The organism is Halocynthiibacter styelae (assembly GCF_016123485.1).
GTDB classification, from domain to species: domain Bacteria; phylum Pseudomonadota; class Alphaproteobacteria; order Rhodobacterales; family Rhodobacteraceae; genus Halocynthiibacter; species Halocynthiibacter styelae.
The window spans coordinates 40,143-55,084 of sequence record NZ_JADCKQ010000017.1; the positions used below are offsets into that span (position 1 = coordinate 40,143).

General features: G+C 56.9%; 14 protein-coding genes. 5 read left to right on the plus strand and 9 right to left on the minus strand.

The genetic code is table 11. The features are described 5' to 3' along the window. The first annotated feature begins 9 nt into the window (after window positions 1–9). Genes H1D41_RS16785 through mdoH form a run of 3 tightly spaced genes read left to right on the plus strand, consistent with a single transcriptional unit; the run spans window position 10 to window position 4,546 of the window. Window positions 10–1,176 (plus strand): OpgC family protein, encoded by a 1,167-nt coding sequence (locus H1D41_RS16785; RefSeq protein WP_228850004.1) that lies wholly within the window; start codon window positions 10–12, stop codon window positions 1,174–1,176. After that, window positions 1,176–2,675, plus strand: a complete 1,500-nt coding sequence (locus H1D41_RS16790; RefSeq protein WP_228850005.1) for a glucan biosynthesis protein — start codon at window positions 1,176–1,178, stop codon at window positions 2,673–2,675. The genes H1D41_RS16785 and H1D41_RS16790 overlap by 1 nt, the downstream gene beginning before the upstream one ends. After that, complete coding sequence (gene mdoH / locus H1D41_RS16795) at window positions 2,663–4,546, plus strand: glucans biosynthesis glucosyltransferase MdoH (protein WP_228850006.1); 1,884 nt, start codon at window positions 2,663–2,665, stop codon at window positions 4,544–4,546. The genes H1D41_RS16790 and mdoH overlap by 13 nt, the downstream gene beginning before the upstream one ends. A gap of 2 nt (window positions 4,547–4,548) precedes the next feature. On the opposite strand, the gene H1D41_RS16800 is transcribed toward mdoH, so the two are convergent. The 8 genes from H1D41_RS16800 to hutI all read right to left on the minus strand — a co-directional run bounded on the left by H1D41_RS16800 (window position 4,549) and on the right by hutI (window position 12,041). Then, the gene (locus H1D41_RS16800; protein WP_228850007.1) at window positions 4,549–5,361 is read right to left on the minus strand and encodes an alpha/beta hydrolase family esterase; all 813 of its coding nucleotides are present in this window, start codon (window positions 5,359–5,361) and stop codon (window positions 4,549–4,551) included. A gap of 3 nt (window positions 5,362–5,364) precedes the next feature. Next, entirely contained in the window at window positions 5,365–5,817 is a 453-nt protein-coding gene (locus tag H1D41_RS16805) for a rhodanese-like domain-containing protein (protein ID WP_228850008.1), read from the minus strand. A 9-nt stretch (window positions 5,818–5,826) separates the two neighbouring features. Further along, window positions 5,827–6,345, minus strand: coding sequence for a YHS domain-containing (seleno)protein (locus H1D41_RS16810; protein ID WP_228850009.1), 519 nt, complete (start codon window positions 6,343–6,345; stop codon window positions 5,827–5,829). A 148-nt stretch (window positions 6,346–6,493) separates the two neighbouring features. Then, the gene (gene hutU, locus H1D41_RS16815; protein WP_228850010.1) at window positions 6,494–8,173 is read right to left on the minus strand and encodes a urocanate hydratase; all 1,680 of its coding nucleotides are present in this window, start codon (window positions 8,171–8,173) and stop codon (window positions 6,494–6,496) included. 13 nt (window positions 8,174–8,186) lie between these two features. Next, entirely contained in the window at window positions 8,187–8,531 is a 345-nt protein-coding gene (locus H1D41_RS16820; RefSeq protein ID WP_228850011.1) for a hypothetical protein, read from the minus strand. Further along, on the minus strand, window positions 8,528–9,310 hold the full coding sequence (gene hutG / locus H1D41_RS16825) for an N-formylglutamate deformylase (RefSeq protein WP_228850012.1): 783 nt from the start codon (window positions 9,308–9,310) through the stop codon (window positions 8,528–8,530). The genes H1D41_RS16820 and hutG overlap by 4 nt, the downstream gene beginning before the upstream one ends. Continuing rightward, window positions 9,307–10,830, minus strand: a complete 1,524-nt coding sequence (gene hutH / locus H1D41_RS16830) for a histidine ammonia-lyase (RefSeq protein ID WP_228850013.1) — start codon at window positions 10,828–10,830, stop codon at window positions 9,307–9,309. The genes hutG and hutH overlap by 4 nt, the downstream gene beginning before the upstream one ends. Continuing rightward, window positions 10,827–12,041, minus strand: a complete 1,215-nt coding sequence (gene hutI / locus H1D41_RS16835; RefSeq protein WP_228850014.1) for an imidazolonepropionase — start codon at window positions 12,039–12,041, stop codon at window positions 10,827–10,829. Before hutI ends, hutH begins: the two co-directional genes overlap by 4 nt. A gap of 74 nt (window positions 12,042–12,115) precedes the next feature. Between hutI and H1D41_RS16840 the strand changes: the two genes are divergently transcribed. After that, window positions 12,116–13,483, plus strand: coding sequence for a formimidoylglutamate deiminase (locus tag H1D41_RS16840; protein WP_228850015.1), 1,368 nt, complete (start codon window positions 12,116–12,118; stop codon window positions 13,481–13,483). Between the two features lie 36 nt (window positions 13,484–13,519). Continuing rightward, window positions 13,520–14,218, plus strand: a complete 699-nt coding sequence (locus H1D41_RS16845) for a GntR family transcriptional regulator (protein ID WP_228850016.1) — start codon at window positions 13,520–13,522, stop codon at window positions 14,216–14,218. A gap of 62 nt (window positions 14,219–14,280) precedes the next feature. Here H1D41_RS16845 and H1D41_RS16850 read toward each other — a convergent pair whose 3' ends face one another. After that, the gene (locus H1D41_RS16850; protein WP_228850017.1) at window positions 14,281–14,478 is read right to left on the minus strand and encodes a hypothetical protein; all 198 of its coding nucleotides are present in this window, start codon (window positions 14,476–14,478) and stop codon (window positions 14,281–14,283) included. Between the last annotated feature and the right edge of the window lie 464 nt (window positions 14,479–14,942).

Sequence of the window (14,942 nt, forward strand, 5' to 3'; positions counted from 1 at the left end):
GAACACTGAATGAGCGCCCAAACCGCCCCTGTTTCCCACGCCCCTACACAGCGTGACCCGAGGCTCGATTTTTATCGTGGCCTTGCGATGTTTATCATCCTGATTGCCCATATCCCCGGCAATAAATGGACCCTCTGGATCCCCGCCCGCTTTGGTTTTTCTGACGCGACCGAGATCTTTGTTTTCTGCTCCGGCATGGCGTCTGCCATTGCCTTTGGCCGCAGTTTCGCAAACCGGGGCTGGCTTCTGGGTACAGCGCGGGTGCTGTTTCGCTGCTGGCAGGTCTACTGGGCGCATATCTGCCTGTTCCTGGTCATCGCCATGCAGATGGCGGTGCTGGACAACACCGGCTGGTTTGAGAAAAGCTATATTGGTTCTCTGAACCTCTGGCCGTTTTTCAACAATCCGCAGGTACAACTGCCCGCGCTGATGAGCCTGACCTATGTGCCGAATTATTTCGACGTTCTTCCTATGTATATCGGCATTCTCCTGATGATGCCGATTGTTGTGGCCCTGCGCAATTTGCACCTGTTCGCCGCGATTGCCTTTGTTCTGGGCATCTGGGGGCTGGCAAATTTCGATGTGATCCAGTTCCCGGCAGAACCATGGAGCGACCGCGAATGGTTCTTTAACCCCTTTGGCTGGCAGCTGATCTTTTTCACCGGCTTTGCCTGGATGGCAGGCTGGATCCCCGCGCCACCACGCGCTCTCTGGCTGGCCGGCCTGTCCCTGCTGGTCGTTCTTGCCACCGTGCCTTTCGCCTATTTCCGTCTGCTAAGCGCCTATCCGGAACTGCGCGAGATTTCCAACGCAATTGCCTTCTGGCGCGAGAAAACAGATTTCGGCCTGTTCCGTTACATCCACTTCCTTGCGCTGGCCTATCTTGGCTGGTGGGTTGCCGGTGAAGGCGGTCATCGCCTGATGGCTACAGGTCAGAACATCTTCGCCCGCACCTGGCGCAAAGTCCTGGGTGTCATCCTGAAGGTCGGGCAGCAATCCCTGGCAGTTTTTGTTTTCTCTATGATGCTGGCGCGCCTTTTGGGTTTTGCCTTGGATCAGACGGATAAATCCGCGCTGGATCAATTCCTGGCCAATACCATCGGTTTTGCCCTGATCATCGGTGTGGCTTACCTGGCGGGCTGGTTCAAATCACAACCCTGGCGGAGAAAAGCATAATGCAGCGTCGCAGTTTCCTGGCAGCCCTTGCCACTTTCGCCGCCCTGCCCCGTGCAGGGTTTGCTGAAACCGATGCAACGCCTTTTTCTGTGGATGCACTTTATGACATGGCACGGGATCTGGCGCAGGCGGCTTATGAACCCATGCCCGAGGTGCCTCAGGCCTGGAAAGATCTGACCTATGACGACTACCGCAAAATGTGGTTTCGCGGGGCAGATGCAATCTGGCGCGGCACAGACAGCCCGTTTCAGATAGAGCTGTTTCATCCCGGCCTGTACTTCCCCCGCCCCGTGAAGGTTTCACTGGTCGAAGATGGTCAGGCGCAGGAACTGAAGTTCGATTTTTCCCTGTTCGACAAATCCGACGATCTGCCCGATCTGCCGATTGATGACACGCTTGGCTATTCCGGCTTTCGCCTGACAACCGAATTCCGTCGCCCCGGCAATTTCGAAGAATTCTTTGTCATGCAGGGCGCAAGCTATTTCCGCGCCATTGCCCGGGGGCAGAATTACGGTCAATCCGCCCGAGGTCTGGCGATTGGCACGGCTTCTGATCAGGGCGAGGAATTCCCGGATTTCACCCATTTCTGGATTGAACGTGCCCCAGCCGGACGTCAGGAAATCACCATTCATGCGCTGCTGAACTCGCCCTCTGTCGCGGGGATCTACAGCTTTGACATTCTCCCTGGCTCGCCCACCATCATGGATATGCGCGCCCAGATTTATCCCCGGGCGGAACTGACACGCTTTGGCCTTGGCCCGCTGACCAGCATGTTCCTGTTTGATGAAACCAACCGGTCGATGTTTGATGATTTCCGCCCGGCGGTGCATGACACTGATGGTCTTCTGATGCGCAACGGCAACGGTGAAACCCTGTGGCGGCCGCTGGCGAACCCGAAATCCTTGCAGGTGTCTTCGTTTGTCGACAGCGATCCAAAAGGGTTTGGCCTGATGCAACGTGCCCGCGATCTGGCGGATTTTGCTGATCTGGAAGCGCACTACCACATTCGCCCCGGCCTTTGGGTTGAACCGGGTGAAGACTGGGGGGAAGGTGCTGTAACCCTTGTGGAAATCCCGGCTGATCGTGAAATCTACGACAATATCGTCGCCTATTGGCAACCGCGCGAGGCCCTGACACCGGGCAGCATGCACCGGTTCACCTATCGCCTGAGCTGGGGCGAAGATCCCACATTGCAAAACCCCGTTGCGCGCGTCCTGAACACCCGGATGGGTGAACGGTTTGGCGGCGGGCGAATTGTGACGATTGATTTTGAAGACAGTGCCGATCTGCCCGAAGACCTGTCCGCCCTTACCCTGCACGTCAGCACAAGCGCCGGCGAAACAACCCCGGCGATCATCCAGCGCAATCCACAGACTGGCGGCGTGCGCATGGCGTTTACGTTCCACGCAGGCGAAGCGACATCCGCAGAACTGCGCGCGCAAATCATTCTCGACGGACGCTCCATCAGTGAGGTATGGCTATACAGATGGACGGCATAAAGCAGAACCATAATCCGGGCCTCATGCCCGCGCCTGCGCCGCTGAAAATGCCGGTGCAAAACCTGCGCGCGCATTTTGGTGATGCGGATGCGCCAGGCTGGCGACGTACGCGTGCGCGGCTGTGGAAATATGCGACCTTTCCACCAGCGATCCTCACGACCACGCTTTTACTTTCCGCTTTCACGGATTGGCTGGCCACTGGCGGGCTTGGCTGGCTCGAATATCTTCTGATCACGCTTGTGGGGATCACATTTTTCTGGATCTCCCTGTCCGTTTCTACGGCAACCCTTGGGCTTCTGGGCCTCTGGTTGCGCAAAAAACGTGGCGTCATCCACGCCCCTGTAACGCCTCTGAATGTCGCGCTTTTGGTGCCTGTTTATAACGAAAATCCCAGTGATGTCTTCGGCAATGCCGCCGCGATGCTGACGGAGTTGAAGACACAGGATGCAGCCCATGCGTTCAGCCTGTTTGTCCTGTCCGACACCCGGGACGAGGCGATTGCCGAAGAAGAACTGCGTGCCTTTGCGCAACTGCGTGCCAGTCTGTCCCTCGAGTGTGAGATTTACTATCGCCGGCGCGAAACCAATGCAGATCGCAAAACGGGCAATCTGGCGGATTGGGTTGAAGGCTGGGGCGATGACTATGATGCAATGTTGGTGCTGGACGCTGACAGTCTGATGTCAGGCGAAGCGATCATTGCACTGGCGGACGAGTTGTCTCGTGATCCTTCTGCTGGCCTGATTCAATCTGCGCCGGAACTGATTGGCGCAGAAACCCTGTTTGCACGCCTGCAACAGTTTTCCGGCACGACCTATGGCGGGCCGCTGGCGACCGGGCTTGCCATGTGGTCGAACCGTGAAAGCAATTACTGGGGTCATAACGCGATCATCCGCACCCGTGCATTTGCCAGCTGTGCCGGCCTTCCGCGTCTGCGCGGGCTGCTGGGAAAAGACCGCCTGATCATGTCCCATGACTATGTCGAAGCCGGGCTTTTGCGTCGGGCAGGTTGGGCTGTGCGTTTTCTTCCCGCGATCAAAGGCAGCTTTGAAGAAACCCCGCCAACGCTTGTGGATTACGCCCTGCGCGACCGGCGCTGGTGCCAAGGCAACCTGCAACATCTGCGCATTCTGGGCGCACGTGGCCTGCATCCGGTTTCCCGTTTTCACATGCTGCACGGCGCGATCAGCTATCTGCTGTCGCCCGCCTGGTTCCTGCTTTTGCTGATCTGGGCTTTACTGGCGAATGGCGAGGGCAAAAACGTGATTACCTATTTCAGCGCTGCCAATCCGAACATGCCGATCTGGCCCTACATGAGTACGGTTAATTCCATCCTGATCCTACTGTTTATGTATGCGATGTTGCTTGCCCCCAAGGTCATAGGCGCGCTGACGGTCTGGTTTCAGCCACAAGTGCGCGCGGATTATGGCGGACAACGCCAGTTCGCGATTTCCTTTGTGGCAGAGGTGATCTGTTCCGTACTTTATGCGCCGATCATGATGGTGCAGCAAACGGTGGCGGTTCTGCGCACAGCCGTGGGCCTGCGGGAACAATGGACACCACAGCGCCGCGAAGCAGGATCTTACCCCCTGATGACACTGATGAAATTCCACCTGTTGGAAACGCTTTGCGGGACAGCCTTGATGGCCGGGATTATTGGCGGGCTTGTGTCGCTTTGGCTGTTGCCGATCGCGATCAGCTTGTGTTTTGCGGTGCCCTTGTCGGCGCTGTCAGGTCTGAATTTCAGCGCCCGCAACTGGCCACATCTGGGCACACCGATTGAATTCGCAGCACCACAGATCATTACGCTGGCAAAACATCGCCGGGCCGAATTGCGCAAAGCGCTGAACAAAGTACCCGAAGCGGCAGAGTGATCTCATGGCAGGTTTTCGAACCAGTCGAGAACCATATCCCCCCAACCTTCCGGCACCGTGTGACCACCAGGAAACAGCGCCAGTTCAAGCGCCGTATCTGATGCACATTCATCCCAACGGCGACGCATAAAAATGCCGTCGTCCTGCATATCAGTCGCATGGGGCTGCGCGCATCCGTTCGCCAGGCGCCAGGTTTCAAAAGCCGAAAACACATTGCCCTGAATGAAACCGGACCCGACTTCGCGCCCTTCAATCGGCACAACTGTGTCACGCCAGCCGTGGGTATGGAACAGGTTCACTGGCTGGCTGCAATTTTCCGGTTCCGGCCGCCAGAAACTGCCCGCCACAGGGGCAAAGGCGGCGTAATCACCGGGCGTGTTACAGGCAACATAGCTGGTCATAGACCCGCCCAGGCTGAACCCGGCAAGCAACACGCGATCCATATCCAGATCATGGCGGGCGGCTGCGTCTTCCAGAACTTCGTCAAAAAACGCGGCTTCATTGCGGCCCCGGTCAAAATCCGGATGGAAATTCCACGACGTCGTGCGTTGCCCGCGCAAACCATTGGGACTGATCAGCGCGTACCCCCGATCACGCACCGCCTGCCCCACCACCTGATTGTTCTGTGACGCCATACCGTGACTGCCGTAACCATGCAGGAAGATCACCACCGGCACCGGGCCATATGCATCATCCGGCAGGGAAATATGATAGGTGCCATTTCTGGTTTCACAGACATCATCCGCCCCACCACAGGCTTGTGCCATCGTCGCGGCACAGATCATCAGGGCAGAAAGCCCGCTTAGTTTCAGCATGTCTTATCCCTGATAGGTTTCGGTCGGAAGGCCGCGCGACAACCAACCTGGCCCCGAAGATGATCCCAGCATGCCTTCCGGCACATCAATAATGTTGGTGAACCCGGCGTCCAGCAAGCGTTGGCTCATACGGTTGGAACGCACACCACGCGCACAAATCAACGCGACAGGTGCATCGCGCTGATAGTCCACAAGGCCTTCCAGCTGCGCGATGAAATCCTCATCCCGCATATCGATGCCCCAGGCCCCTTCCCCGATACCCGTTGCGCGCCATTCATCCGGGCGGCGGATATCAACAAGGGTGATCTCACCGCGCCCGGCAAGTGCATGGGCCTCAACCGGCGAAATCGCCTGCCCCTCAAAAGGCAGACGATTCATATACCAGATGCCACCGGCTCCGGCCGCTGCAAGTGTTGTTATGACAAGCTTGCGACGCGAGAGAACGGCTTGAGGCATGGTATTTCCTTAGTTCTGAACTGGTGCCTCAGAATTCCACTGTGGAATGGTGGATGTAGAGGCAGCGTCACCTTCAATACCAGGCCAATTGCCTTCTGCCAATGACAGGTTGCCGGGAATGTCTTCCTCAAAGAAACCAACCACAACCGGCGTGATGTTCACATAAAGCTTGTCGTCAACAATACGCCAGAGGTTCGGGTTGCCCGGCACTTTGCCGCCACGGGACACGCCATAAGCGCAATGCCCGTCATATTGCGGCGCGAAAGCTGCCGGATTTTCAAGGAAACGTGCGCGGTTTTCTTCAGATGAAAACGCCCAGGTTGCATCGTTATATTCCGCTGTGATCGACGCATCACCTGGTGTACCTGCCGGCTGCGCAGAACCCACGGGGCTTTGTTCCAGATCGAAATAGGCGACCACATCATAACCAGATACAGCGTAACCGGTTTCATCAACATATTGATCACCCGCGAAAGCCATTGTCGCAGAAATGGCCAGAGCGGCGGCAGAGAGAAGCAGATTTTTCATTTCGGAAATCCTTTGGTTGCACCTTTGTATCTAGTGCTACAGCAATTTCGATTTGGTAAAAGCCCGCCTCACGGGGTTGTTATGAAACGTCAAAACAAAGAAGGCACCCCGAAGGATGCCCTCTGTCTGCCGGAATGTGAGGAAAAGGTTACAAAATTCCCGGCAGATTTAGCCCATGTTCACGCGCATGGTCTTTTGCGATGTCATATCCCGCATCCGCGTGGCGCATCACACCCGTCGCCGGATCATTCCAGAGAACACGCCCCAAACGACGCGCGGCATCATCCGTACCATCGGCACAAATCACGACACCCGAATGCTGGGAAAAGCCCATACCAACGCCGCCGCCATGATGCAGACTGACCCAGGTTGCGCCAGAAGCCGTATTCAGAAGCGCATTGAGAAGCGGCCAGTCAGATACAGCATCAGACCCATCCATCATCGATTCCGTTTCACGGTTCGGGCTGGCAACAGACCCGCTGTCCAGATGATCGCGACCAATAACAACCGGGGCGGACAGCTCGCCATTACGGACCATTTCGTTAAACGCCAGGCCCGCCTTGTGACGGTCCCCAAGACCGATCCAGCAGATCCGCGCTGGCAGGCCCTGGAATGCAATACGTTCAGACGCCATATCAAGCCAGCGATGCAGATCATGATTGTCCGGGAACAGTTCTTTCATCTTGGCATCTGTCTTGCGGATATCTTCCGGATCACCAGACAGTGCACACCAGCGGAACGGACCAATGCCTTTGCAGAACAATGGCCGGATATAAGCAGGCACAAATCCCGGGAAATCAAAGGCGTTTTCTAACCCTTCTTCCAGCGCCATCTGACGAATATTGTTGCCGTAATCCACGGTTGGAATGCCCATCGCGTGGAAATCACACATCGCCTTCACTTGCACCTTCATGGATGCACGAGCGGCTCTATCCACTCCTTTAGGGTCTGATTCTCGCTTACCTTTCCACTGCGCCATAGTCCAATTTTGCGGCAAATATCCATTCACCGGATCATGGGCTGACGTCTGGTCGGTGACGATATCCGGGCGCATGCCACCGGCATTTGCACGTTCCACAAGTTCCGCAAAAACGTCAGCCGCATTGCCCAACAGGCCCACTGATTTTGCTTCCCCCGCTTTGGTCCAGGCGTCAATCATCGCAAGGGCTTCATCCAGGGTTTCGGCCTTTTCATCGAGGTATTTCGTGCGCAGGCGGAAATCGATGCTGTCGGGGTTACATTCCACCGCCAGACAACAGGCCCCCGCAAATACTGCCGCTAAGGGCTGCGCACCGCCCATGCCACCAAGACCACCGGTCAGGATCCATTTGCCCGTCAGATCGCCATCAAAATGCTGACGCCCCGCTTCGGCAAAGGTTTCATACGTGCCCTGCACAATGCCTTGCGTGCCGATGTAAATCCAGGACCCGGCGGTCATCTGACCATACATCATCAGCCCTTTTTTATCGAGCTCGTTGAAGTGATCCCAATTCGCCCAATGCGGCACAAGGTTAGAGTTCGCGATCAACACACGCGGCGCATCCTTATGGGTCTGAAACACGCCAACAGGTTTGCCGGATTGCACCATCAGGGTCTGGTCTTCATCCAGGGTTTTCAGAGTGTCCACGATCAGGTCGAAATCCTTCCAGGTCCGCGCCGCACGCCCGATCCCGCCATAAACCACCAGTTCATGTGGGTTTTCGGCTACGTCAGGATGCAGGTTGTTCATCAACATCCGCATCGGTGCTTCGGTCATCCAGGACTTCGCTGTGATCTCGGTGCCGGTAGGCGGGAAAATATCGCGGGTGTTTTTGCGCGGATCGGACATAGCGGATCTCCTGTTAATTCTGGCGGGGTTGTATGTGGTTTTCGGTGCGATGGCCGGAGTCATTCGTCCAGATCAATGTCTCGCCATCGCGCCAGACCTGATAGCAGCTCCAGTAAGATGGCTCGCGTGAACCCCAGGCGGAACAATATTGATTGCCGCGCACGTCCCACCAGCCGTGGGATGGGCCGCGTGCATCGTCGTAACGCGTGTCGCCATTCAGGTCGAAATTCTGCCAGGTCTGGTTGCCGGTCACAACAATGGTCGGCAGCAGTTCCTGAATTTCAGGGCCGGTCAAACGGGTTTCTTCGGCAATGGCCGGGGTGGTCAGAAGTGCGGCGGCAAAGGCGAGGTATTTCATGCGGGGCTCCAGTTCTTCAAGTCAGTCAAGATGGCGCGCAAATGTTTGCGCAAATGATCTGCCTTTGCTGTATCCCAGGCCCAGGGCGCCTGTTCTTCACAATAGGTTGATTGCGCAAGCTCCATCTGGATTGCGTGAAAGCCTTCATGGGGCCGACCATAATTGCGTGTCGTCCAGCCACCTTTAAACCGGCCATTTAAAACAGATGTGTAACCTTCCGCACTGGCGCAGCGATCCACCACCAGCGCTTCAATCGCGGGATCACAGGTTTCCCCACTGTTCGTGCCGGTGTTGAAATCCGGCAGGGTGCCGTCAAACAGAAACGGAATGCCGGAGCGGATCGAGTGGCAGTCATAGAGCAACGCAAAACCGTGCAGCCCGCGCACACGGTCCAGCTCCGCCGCAAGGGCCACGTGATAAGGTTTATGGAACCTCTCGCGGCGGCTTGCGATTTCGGCCGCACCCGGTTCCATCCCAATCTTGTAGATCCCCTGGCCATCAAAATCTGTCAGCGGACATAGAGTTGTGGTGTTTTGCACCGGATAGAGACTATTTCCACCCGGATCACGGTTCACATCAATCACATATCGATGCACAGGCGTGCGCACAGATGTGACACCGTCCACCAGCCCATCATATAGCCTGTGAATATGCCAATCCGTATCCGCCAGCGCGCGCCCCGTTTCGTTAAACGTCGCCAGAACATCCGCGGGCACATCGGTGCCGGTATGGGGCAAGCCCAGAACCAGCGGGCTGTCTCCGCGCGTAACCTCAATCACAAGGACACCTCCACGCCGGCGGCCTGCGCAATCACGCCGTCGCGCACCATTTTAGATGCGGTTTCAATATCCGGGGCAAGGTAACGATCCTCGTTCAGCGTAGCGACCTGCACCCGCAATGTCGCGATCACAGCTTTCAGCGCAGCCGATGTTTGCAAAGGCGCACGGGCCTCAACGCCCTGGGCGGCGCACAGCAACTCGACCCCAAGGATCACCGACAGGTTGTCATTCATCCGTTTCAACCGCAGCGCCCCATGTGCCGCCATGGACACGTGATCTTCCTGATTGGCGCTGGTTGGCGTTGAATCGGTCACACAGGGATTGGCGAGATGTTTGTTCTCGCTCATCAGCGCGGCGGTCGTAACTTCAGCAATCATAAAGCCGGAATTCAGGCCGGGATCAGGGGTCAGGAACGGCGGCAGGTCATAGGACAATGTCGGATCCACCATCAGCGCGACGCGACGCTGGGCAATGGCGCCAATCTCGGCAATTGCCAAAGCCAGCTGATCCGCTGCAAAGCCCACATATTCCGCATGGAAATTCCCGCCAGATACGATACGTCCCTCATCCACCAGAACCAGCGGATTGTCGGTGACAGCATTTGCTTCCACCTCTAGCGTGCGGGCGGCCATGCGGATCACGTCCAGCGCCGCGCCAACGACCTGAGGCTGACAGCGGATGCAATACGGATCCTGCACGCGGGTATCGTCGTCGCGGTGGCTTTCACGGATCTCAGAGCCGTCCATAATCGCCCGCATTCCGGCGGCAACATCGATTTGACCCGCATGGCCCCGCAGGCTGTGAATATCTGCGACAAGCGGTGCGGTGGACCCCATAATCGCATCAGTCGTCAGAGCCGCAATCGCCATAGATGCTTTCGCCATACGACAGGCATCAAACAATCCGGCCAACGCACAGGCGGTGGAAAACTGCGTGCCATTGATCAGGCCCAAGCCTTCTTTCGCACCGAGAATAACAGGCTCTAATCCAGCATTTTCCAACGCTTCTGCCGCATTCATCCGCGTACCTTGCCAGGTCGCCTCCCCCGCGCCAATCATCGCGGCGGCCATATGGGCAAGCGGGGCGAGATCGCCGGACGCACCAACAGACCCTTGCGACGGCACAACCGGGATCACGCCGTGGGCCAGCATGTTTTCGATTTGCGCGATAATATCCCAACGCACACCAGAGGCACCACGCCCAAGGGACAGCAGTTTCAGCACCATCATCAGACGTGTTTTGTCTTCGGACAGGGCCTCGCCCACGCCACAGCAATGGCTGAGGATCAGATTGCGCTGCAAAGTGGCCGTGTCTTCCGGGGCGATTTTCTTGCTGGCGAGTTTGCCAAAACCTGTGTTGATGCCGTAAACGGCGGCCTCGCCAGCGGCGGCCTCTGCCACCATGTCGGCGGCGGCCTGAACCGGCGCGCGCGCGCTGTCATCCAAACGCACAGCCGGCATATTGCGATAGATATCTTCAAGCACAGAAAGTGTTGCGGTGCCGGGTGTCAGGGTGATCATAACGCCCCTCCTGAAATACGTTTGTGTAGCGGGTTAAAGCCGATGCGATAGGCCAGTTCAGCCGGATGTTTCACGTCCCAGATCGCCAGGTCAGCGCGCATGCCGGGGGCGATTTGCCCTTGATTTGTCATGCCCAACGCCTGTGCCGCATTGCGTGTGACGCCTGCCAGGGCTTCCTCCGGGGTCATGCGAAACAGAGTGCAGCCCATGTTCATGGTCAGCAATAATGACGTCATCGGGGATGAACCAGGGTTGCAATCCGTCGCCAGCGCCATGGGCACGCCATGTTTGCGAAAGCTGTCAATCGGCGGCATTTGTGTTTCACGCAGGGTGTAAAAAGCGCCAGGAAGGATCACCGCAACAGTGCCGGATTTCGCAAGCGCGGCGGCATCGTCATCTGTGGCGTATTCCACGTGGTCGGCAGACAAAGCGCCAAATTCCGCAGCCAGTTGTGTGCCGCCAATGTTGGACAGTTGTTCCGCATGCAGTTTCACCGGCAAGCCCAGCGCTTTTGCGGCTTCGAACACGCGGCGGATTTGGGTGGCATCAAATGCAATGCCTTCGCAGAACCCGTCAACCACATCGACCAGATCTTCTGCATGGGCTGCCTGAAGCGCGGGAATACAAACGTCATCGATATAGGCATCCGCCCGTCCCGCATATTCCGCAGGCACCGCATGCGCCCCAAGGAATGAGGTTTTCACCCGCACATCACGAAGTTCCGCCAATCGGCGCGCCGCGCGTAGCATGTTCAGTTCTGTCTCGCGATCCAGGCCATAGCCCGATTTAATTTCAACCGTTGTGACCCCTTCGGCAATCAACGCATCAAGACGTGGCAAGGCCTCGGCCACCAATGTTTCAAGATCCGCGTCGCGCGTGGCTTTTACAGTGGAAACGATCCCACCACCGGCGCGCGCGACTTCCTCATAACTTGCCCCTTCAAGGCGCATCTCAAATTCGCGGGCGCGGTCACCGCCAAACACGATATGCGTGTGGCAATCAATCAAACCCGGCGTGATCAGGCGGCCATCCAGCGAATGAACCTGTGCATCGGCATATTCCCTGGGCAGATCCGCTTTTGATCCACTCCAAAGGATCGCATCCCTCTCCACCACAATCGCACCATCCGGGATCAGACCATAACTGTCCTGGCCCTCTTGCATCGTTGCGATCCGGGTGTTCGTCAGAATGTATTGGCGACTGTCAGACATCGTAGCCTCATATTAGTCTTGCGGGATGGAACTTACGAGTTTAAAGCTATTATGTCTAGACATAAGGATAATAAATGCAGGTAATTTTCGCCAGACGCGCCCGCACTGTGAACGGTTGGGAAGAAAATCTCCGCGTGACCCTGAAAGGGGGGCGGATCGAAAACCTGCAAAGCAACACCATTCCACAGGCGAATGATCTGCAGGTTGATGTGCTTCTGCCCGCGCTCGCCAACCTGCACTCTCACAGCTTTCAGCGCGCCATGGCCGGAATGACAGAGGTGCGCGCAGCGGGAAAGGACAGCTTCTGGACCTGGCGCGAACTGATGTATCGCTTCGCCCGCAATATCACGCCGGAACAGTATCAGGCGATTGCAGCCCTGGTCTTTATGGAAATGCAGGAAGCAGGCTACGCCTCTGTCGGGGAATTCCATTACGTGCACCATCAAAAAGATGGCACCCCATATGACGCCCGTTCAGAGCTAAGCCAGCGCGTCTTTGCGGCGGCGTCACAAACCGGCATTGGCCTGACACATCTGCCAGTGCTTTACAGCTACGGCGGCGCGGGGAAGGTTGCGCTGAGCGACGGCCAGGCGCGGTTTGGCAATTCGGTAGAAGCCTTTGCGCAACTGGTTGAGGACGCCCGAAGCATCGCAACGAACACCCTGCCCAATGACTCCAGGGTCGGAATCGCGCCGCATTCCCTGCGGGCGACATCCCCCGATGACCTGGCAGACGTTCTGAAAATCGCGGGCGACGCCCCCATTCACATCCATATTTCCGAACAACCGAAAGAAGTCGAAGATATTCAGGCATGGCTTGGCGCGCGCCCGGTGGAATGGCTTTTGCAGAACGCCACGGTTGATCAGCAATGGTGCCTGATCCACGCAACCCACATGACAACTGATGAAACCCGCAACATGGCGCGTTCTGGCGCAGTGGCCGGGCTGTGCCCGATCACCGAAGCAAATCTTGGCGACGGCCCCTTTAACGGGATGGAATATATGCTGCATGGCGGTGCGTTTGGGGTCGGATCAGACTCTAACGTGCGCATTTCCCTGCCGGAAGAACTGCGCACGCTGGAATATTCCCAACGCCTGCGCGATCTGGGCCGCAATGTTATCATCCCAGACGCCGGATCCGTCGGAGAATTCCTTTACACCGGCGCAACACGCGGTGGTGCCCAGGCGCTTGGCCGGGATGCCGGACGGATTGAGAAAGGCGCCACTGCAGACATGGTCGCCATGAACAGTGACACAGCCGCCTTATGCGCCCTCCGGGATGATCAGCTTCTGGACGGGCTGTGTTTCGCGGCCGGGGATGATCTGGTAACAGAACTCTGGTCTGCCGGGCGGCACATGGTGAAAGACGGACGACATGTGGCACGTGACACAATTGTGCAGGAATACAAAACCGCGGTGAAGTCTTTGCTGGCCAGCGCCTGAGATGCTACATCGGTGACAGAGTTAGTGAGGCCAGGCGTGACACAGAAGAAAAGCAGCTTTCAGGATATCCGCGATACCGTAATGGCGCGGATACAGTCTCGCCACTGGCCGCCGGGCAGTCTGCTGCCCACCGAAGTTGAGCTTGCCGAAGAATTTGGCTGCGCCCGGGCAACCGTGAACCGTGCTTTGCGGGAACTGGCAGATCAGGGCGTCGTGGACCGCAAACGCAAAAGCGGAACGCGGGTGAATGCCGCCCCGGTAAAGCAGGCGGTGTTTGAAATTGCGGTCGTGCGGCAAAGCGTTGAAGAAATGAATGCTGCGTATCGTTACTCTCTGGTGAAGCGGACGGTCATAACTGCCCCTGCATGGCTGCGCGCGCGGATTGGCGTTAAAGACGAAGCACAAGTGCTGCATCTGAACTGCATGCACTATGCTGACAATCGCCCCTTTCAGTTCGAAGAACGCTGGATCAACATCGCTGCCGTGCCGGATGTGATCGACGTAGACCTGAGTGAAACCGGGCCAAATGAATGGTTGCTTTCGCAGGTGCCTTTTTCCAACGCCGAACTGACATCAACCGCTATCGCGGCAGGTGAAACTCTGTCTGAATTTCTGGATGTGCCTCAGGGCGCGCCACTGTTTCAGATGGAACGCACAACCTGGTTTCAGGGAACACCAGTCACCTTTGTCCGCATGACATTCCACCAGGGCTATCAGATGCGCACCCGATACTAAGCAGACAACAAAAAACCCCGCGTGCCAGGCAGACGGGGTTTCGGAAAATCACATGTTCAGGCTTATTTTGTCAGCGCAGCGCCAAACATGATCAGTGCGAACAGTGGCACCAGAATGCCCTGATCGGAAGAAACAGTCTGCTCTTCGATGGTCTCAACTGGCATGATTACAGATTCTTCGGGCTGAACCGGGTCCAGGCCACCAGCGAAAGCGGCGGAAGTGGTCAGGGTGAATACTGCGGAAAGTGCGATTTTTTTCATTGCGTGCCTCATAGGTATTGTTTTTCTAGGGTTGTGCTACTGCCGCTCGAAGCCCAGAGTCCAACCACCATACCAGGATCCTCAGGCAAACAAGGCGATTGTTGCAGTTTGGCCACAAAGCTACATCCAAACACAAAAAATCCCAACCTTACATGATTGTAAAGCTAGGACAATTTGAATTTAGAGCCGTGCTATCAGCCCAGAATTTCGGACATTTCGACAACACGGTCTTTCTCAACAGAAAGATTCGCTGCATCGGCCGCGACATACCGGGTCATGAAGAAATCATGCAGGGGCGCGTGGAATATCTGGATCGTGTCACCCCCGGGGATGCCACCAATACCGGCACCCGCACCGATCTGGCCCTGCGTTACACCGCAACCCCATCTGATGCGCTCAGCTGGTATGTCTATGGCCAGGGCAGCGTGGACCGCACAGGCGGCCTGGCCCGCAATGAACGCTTT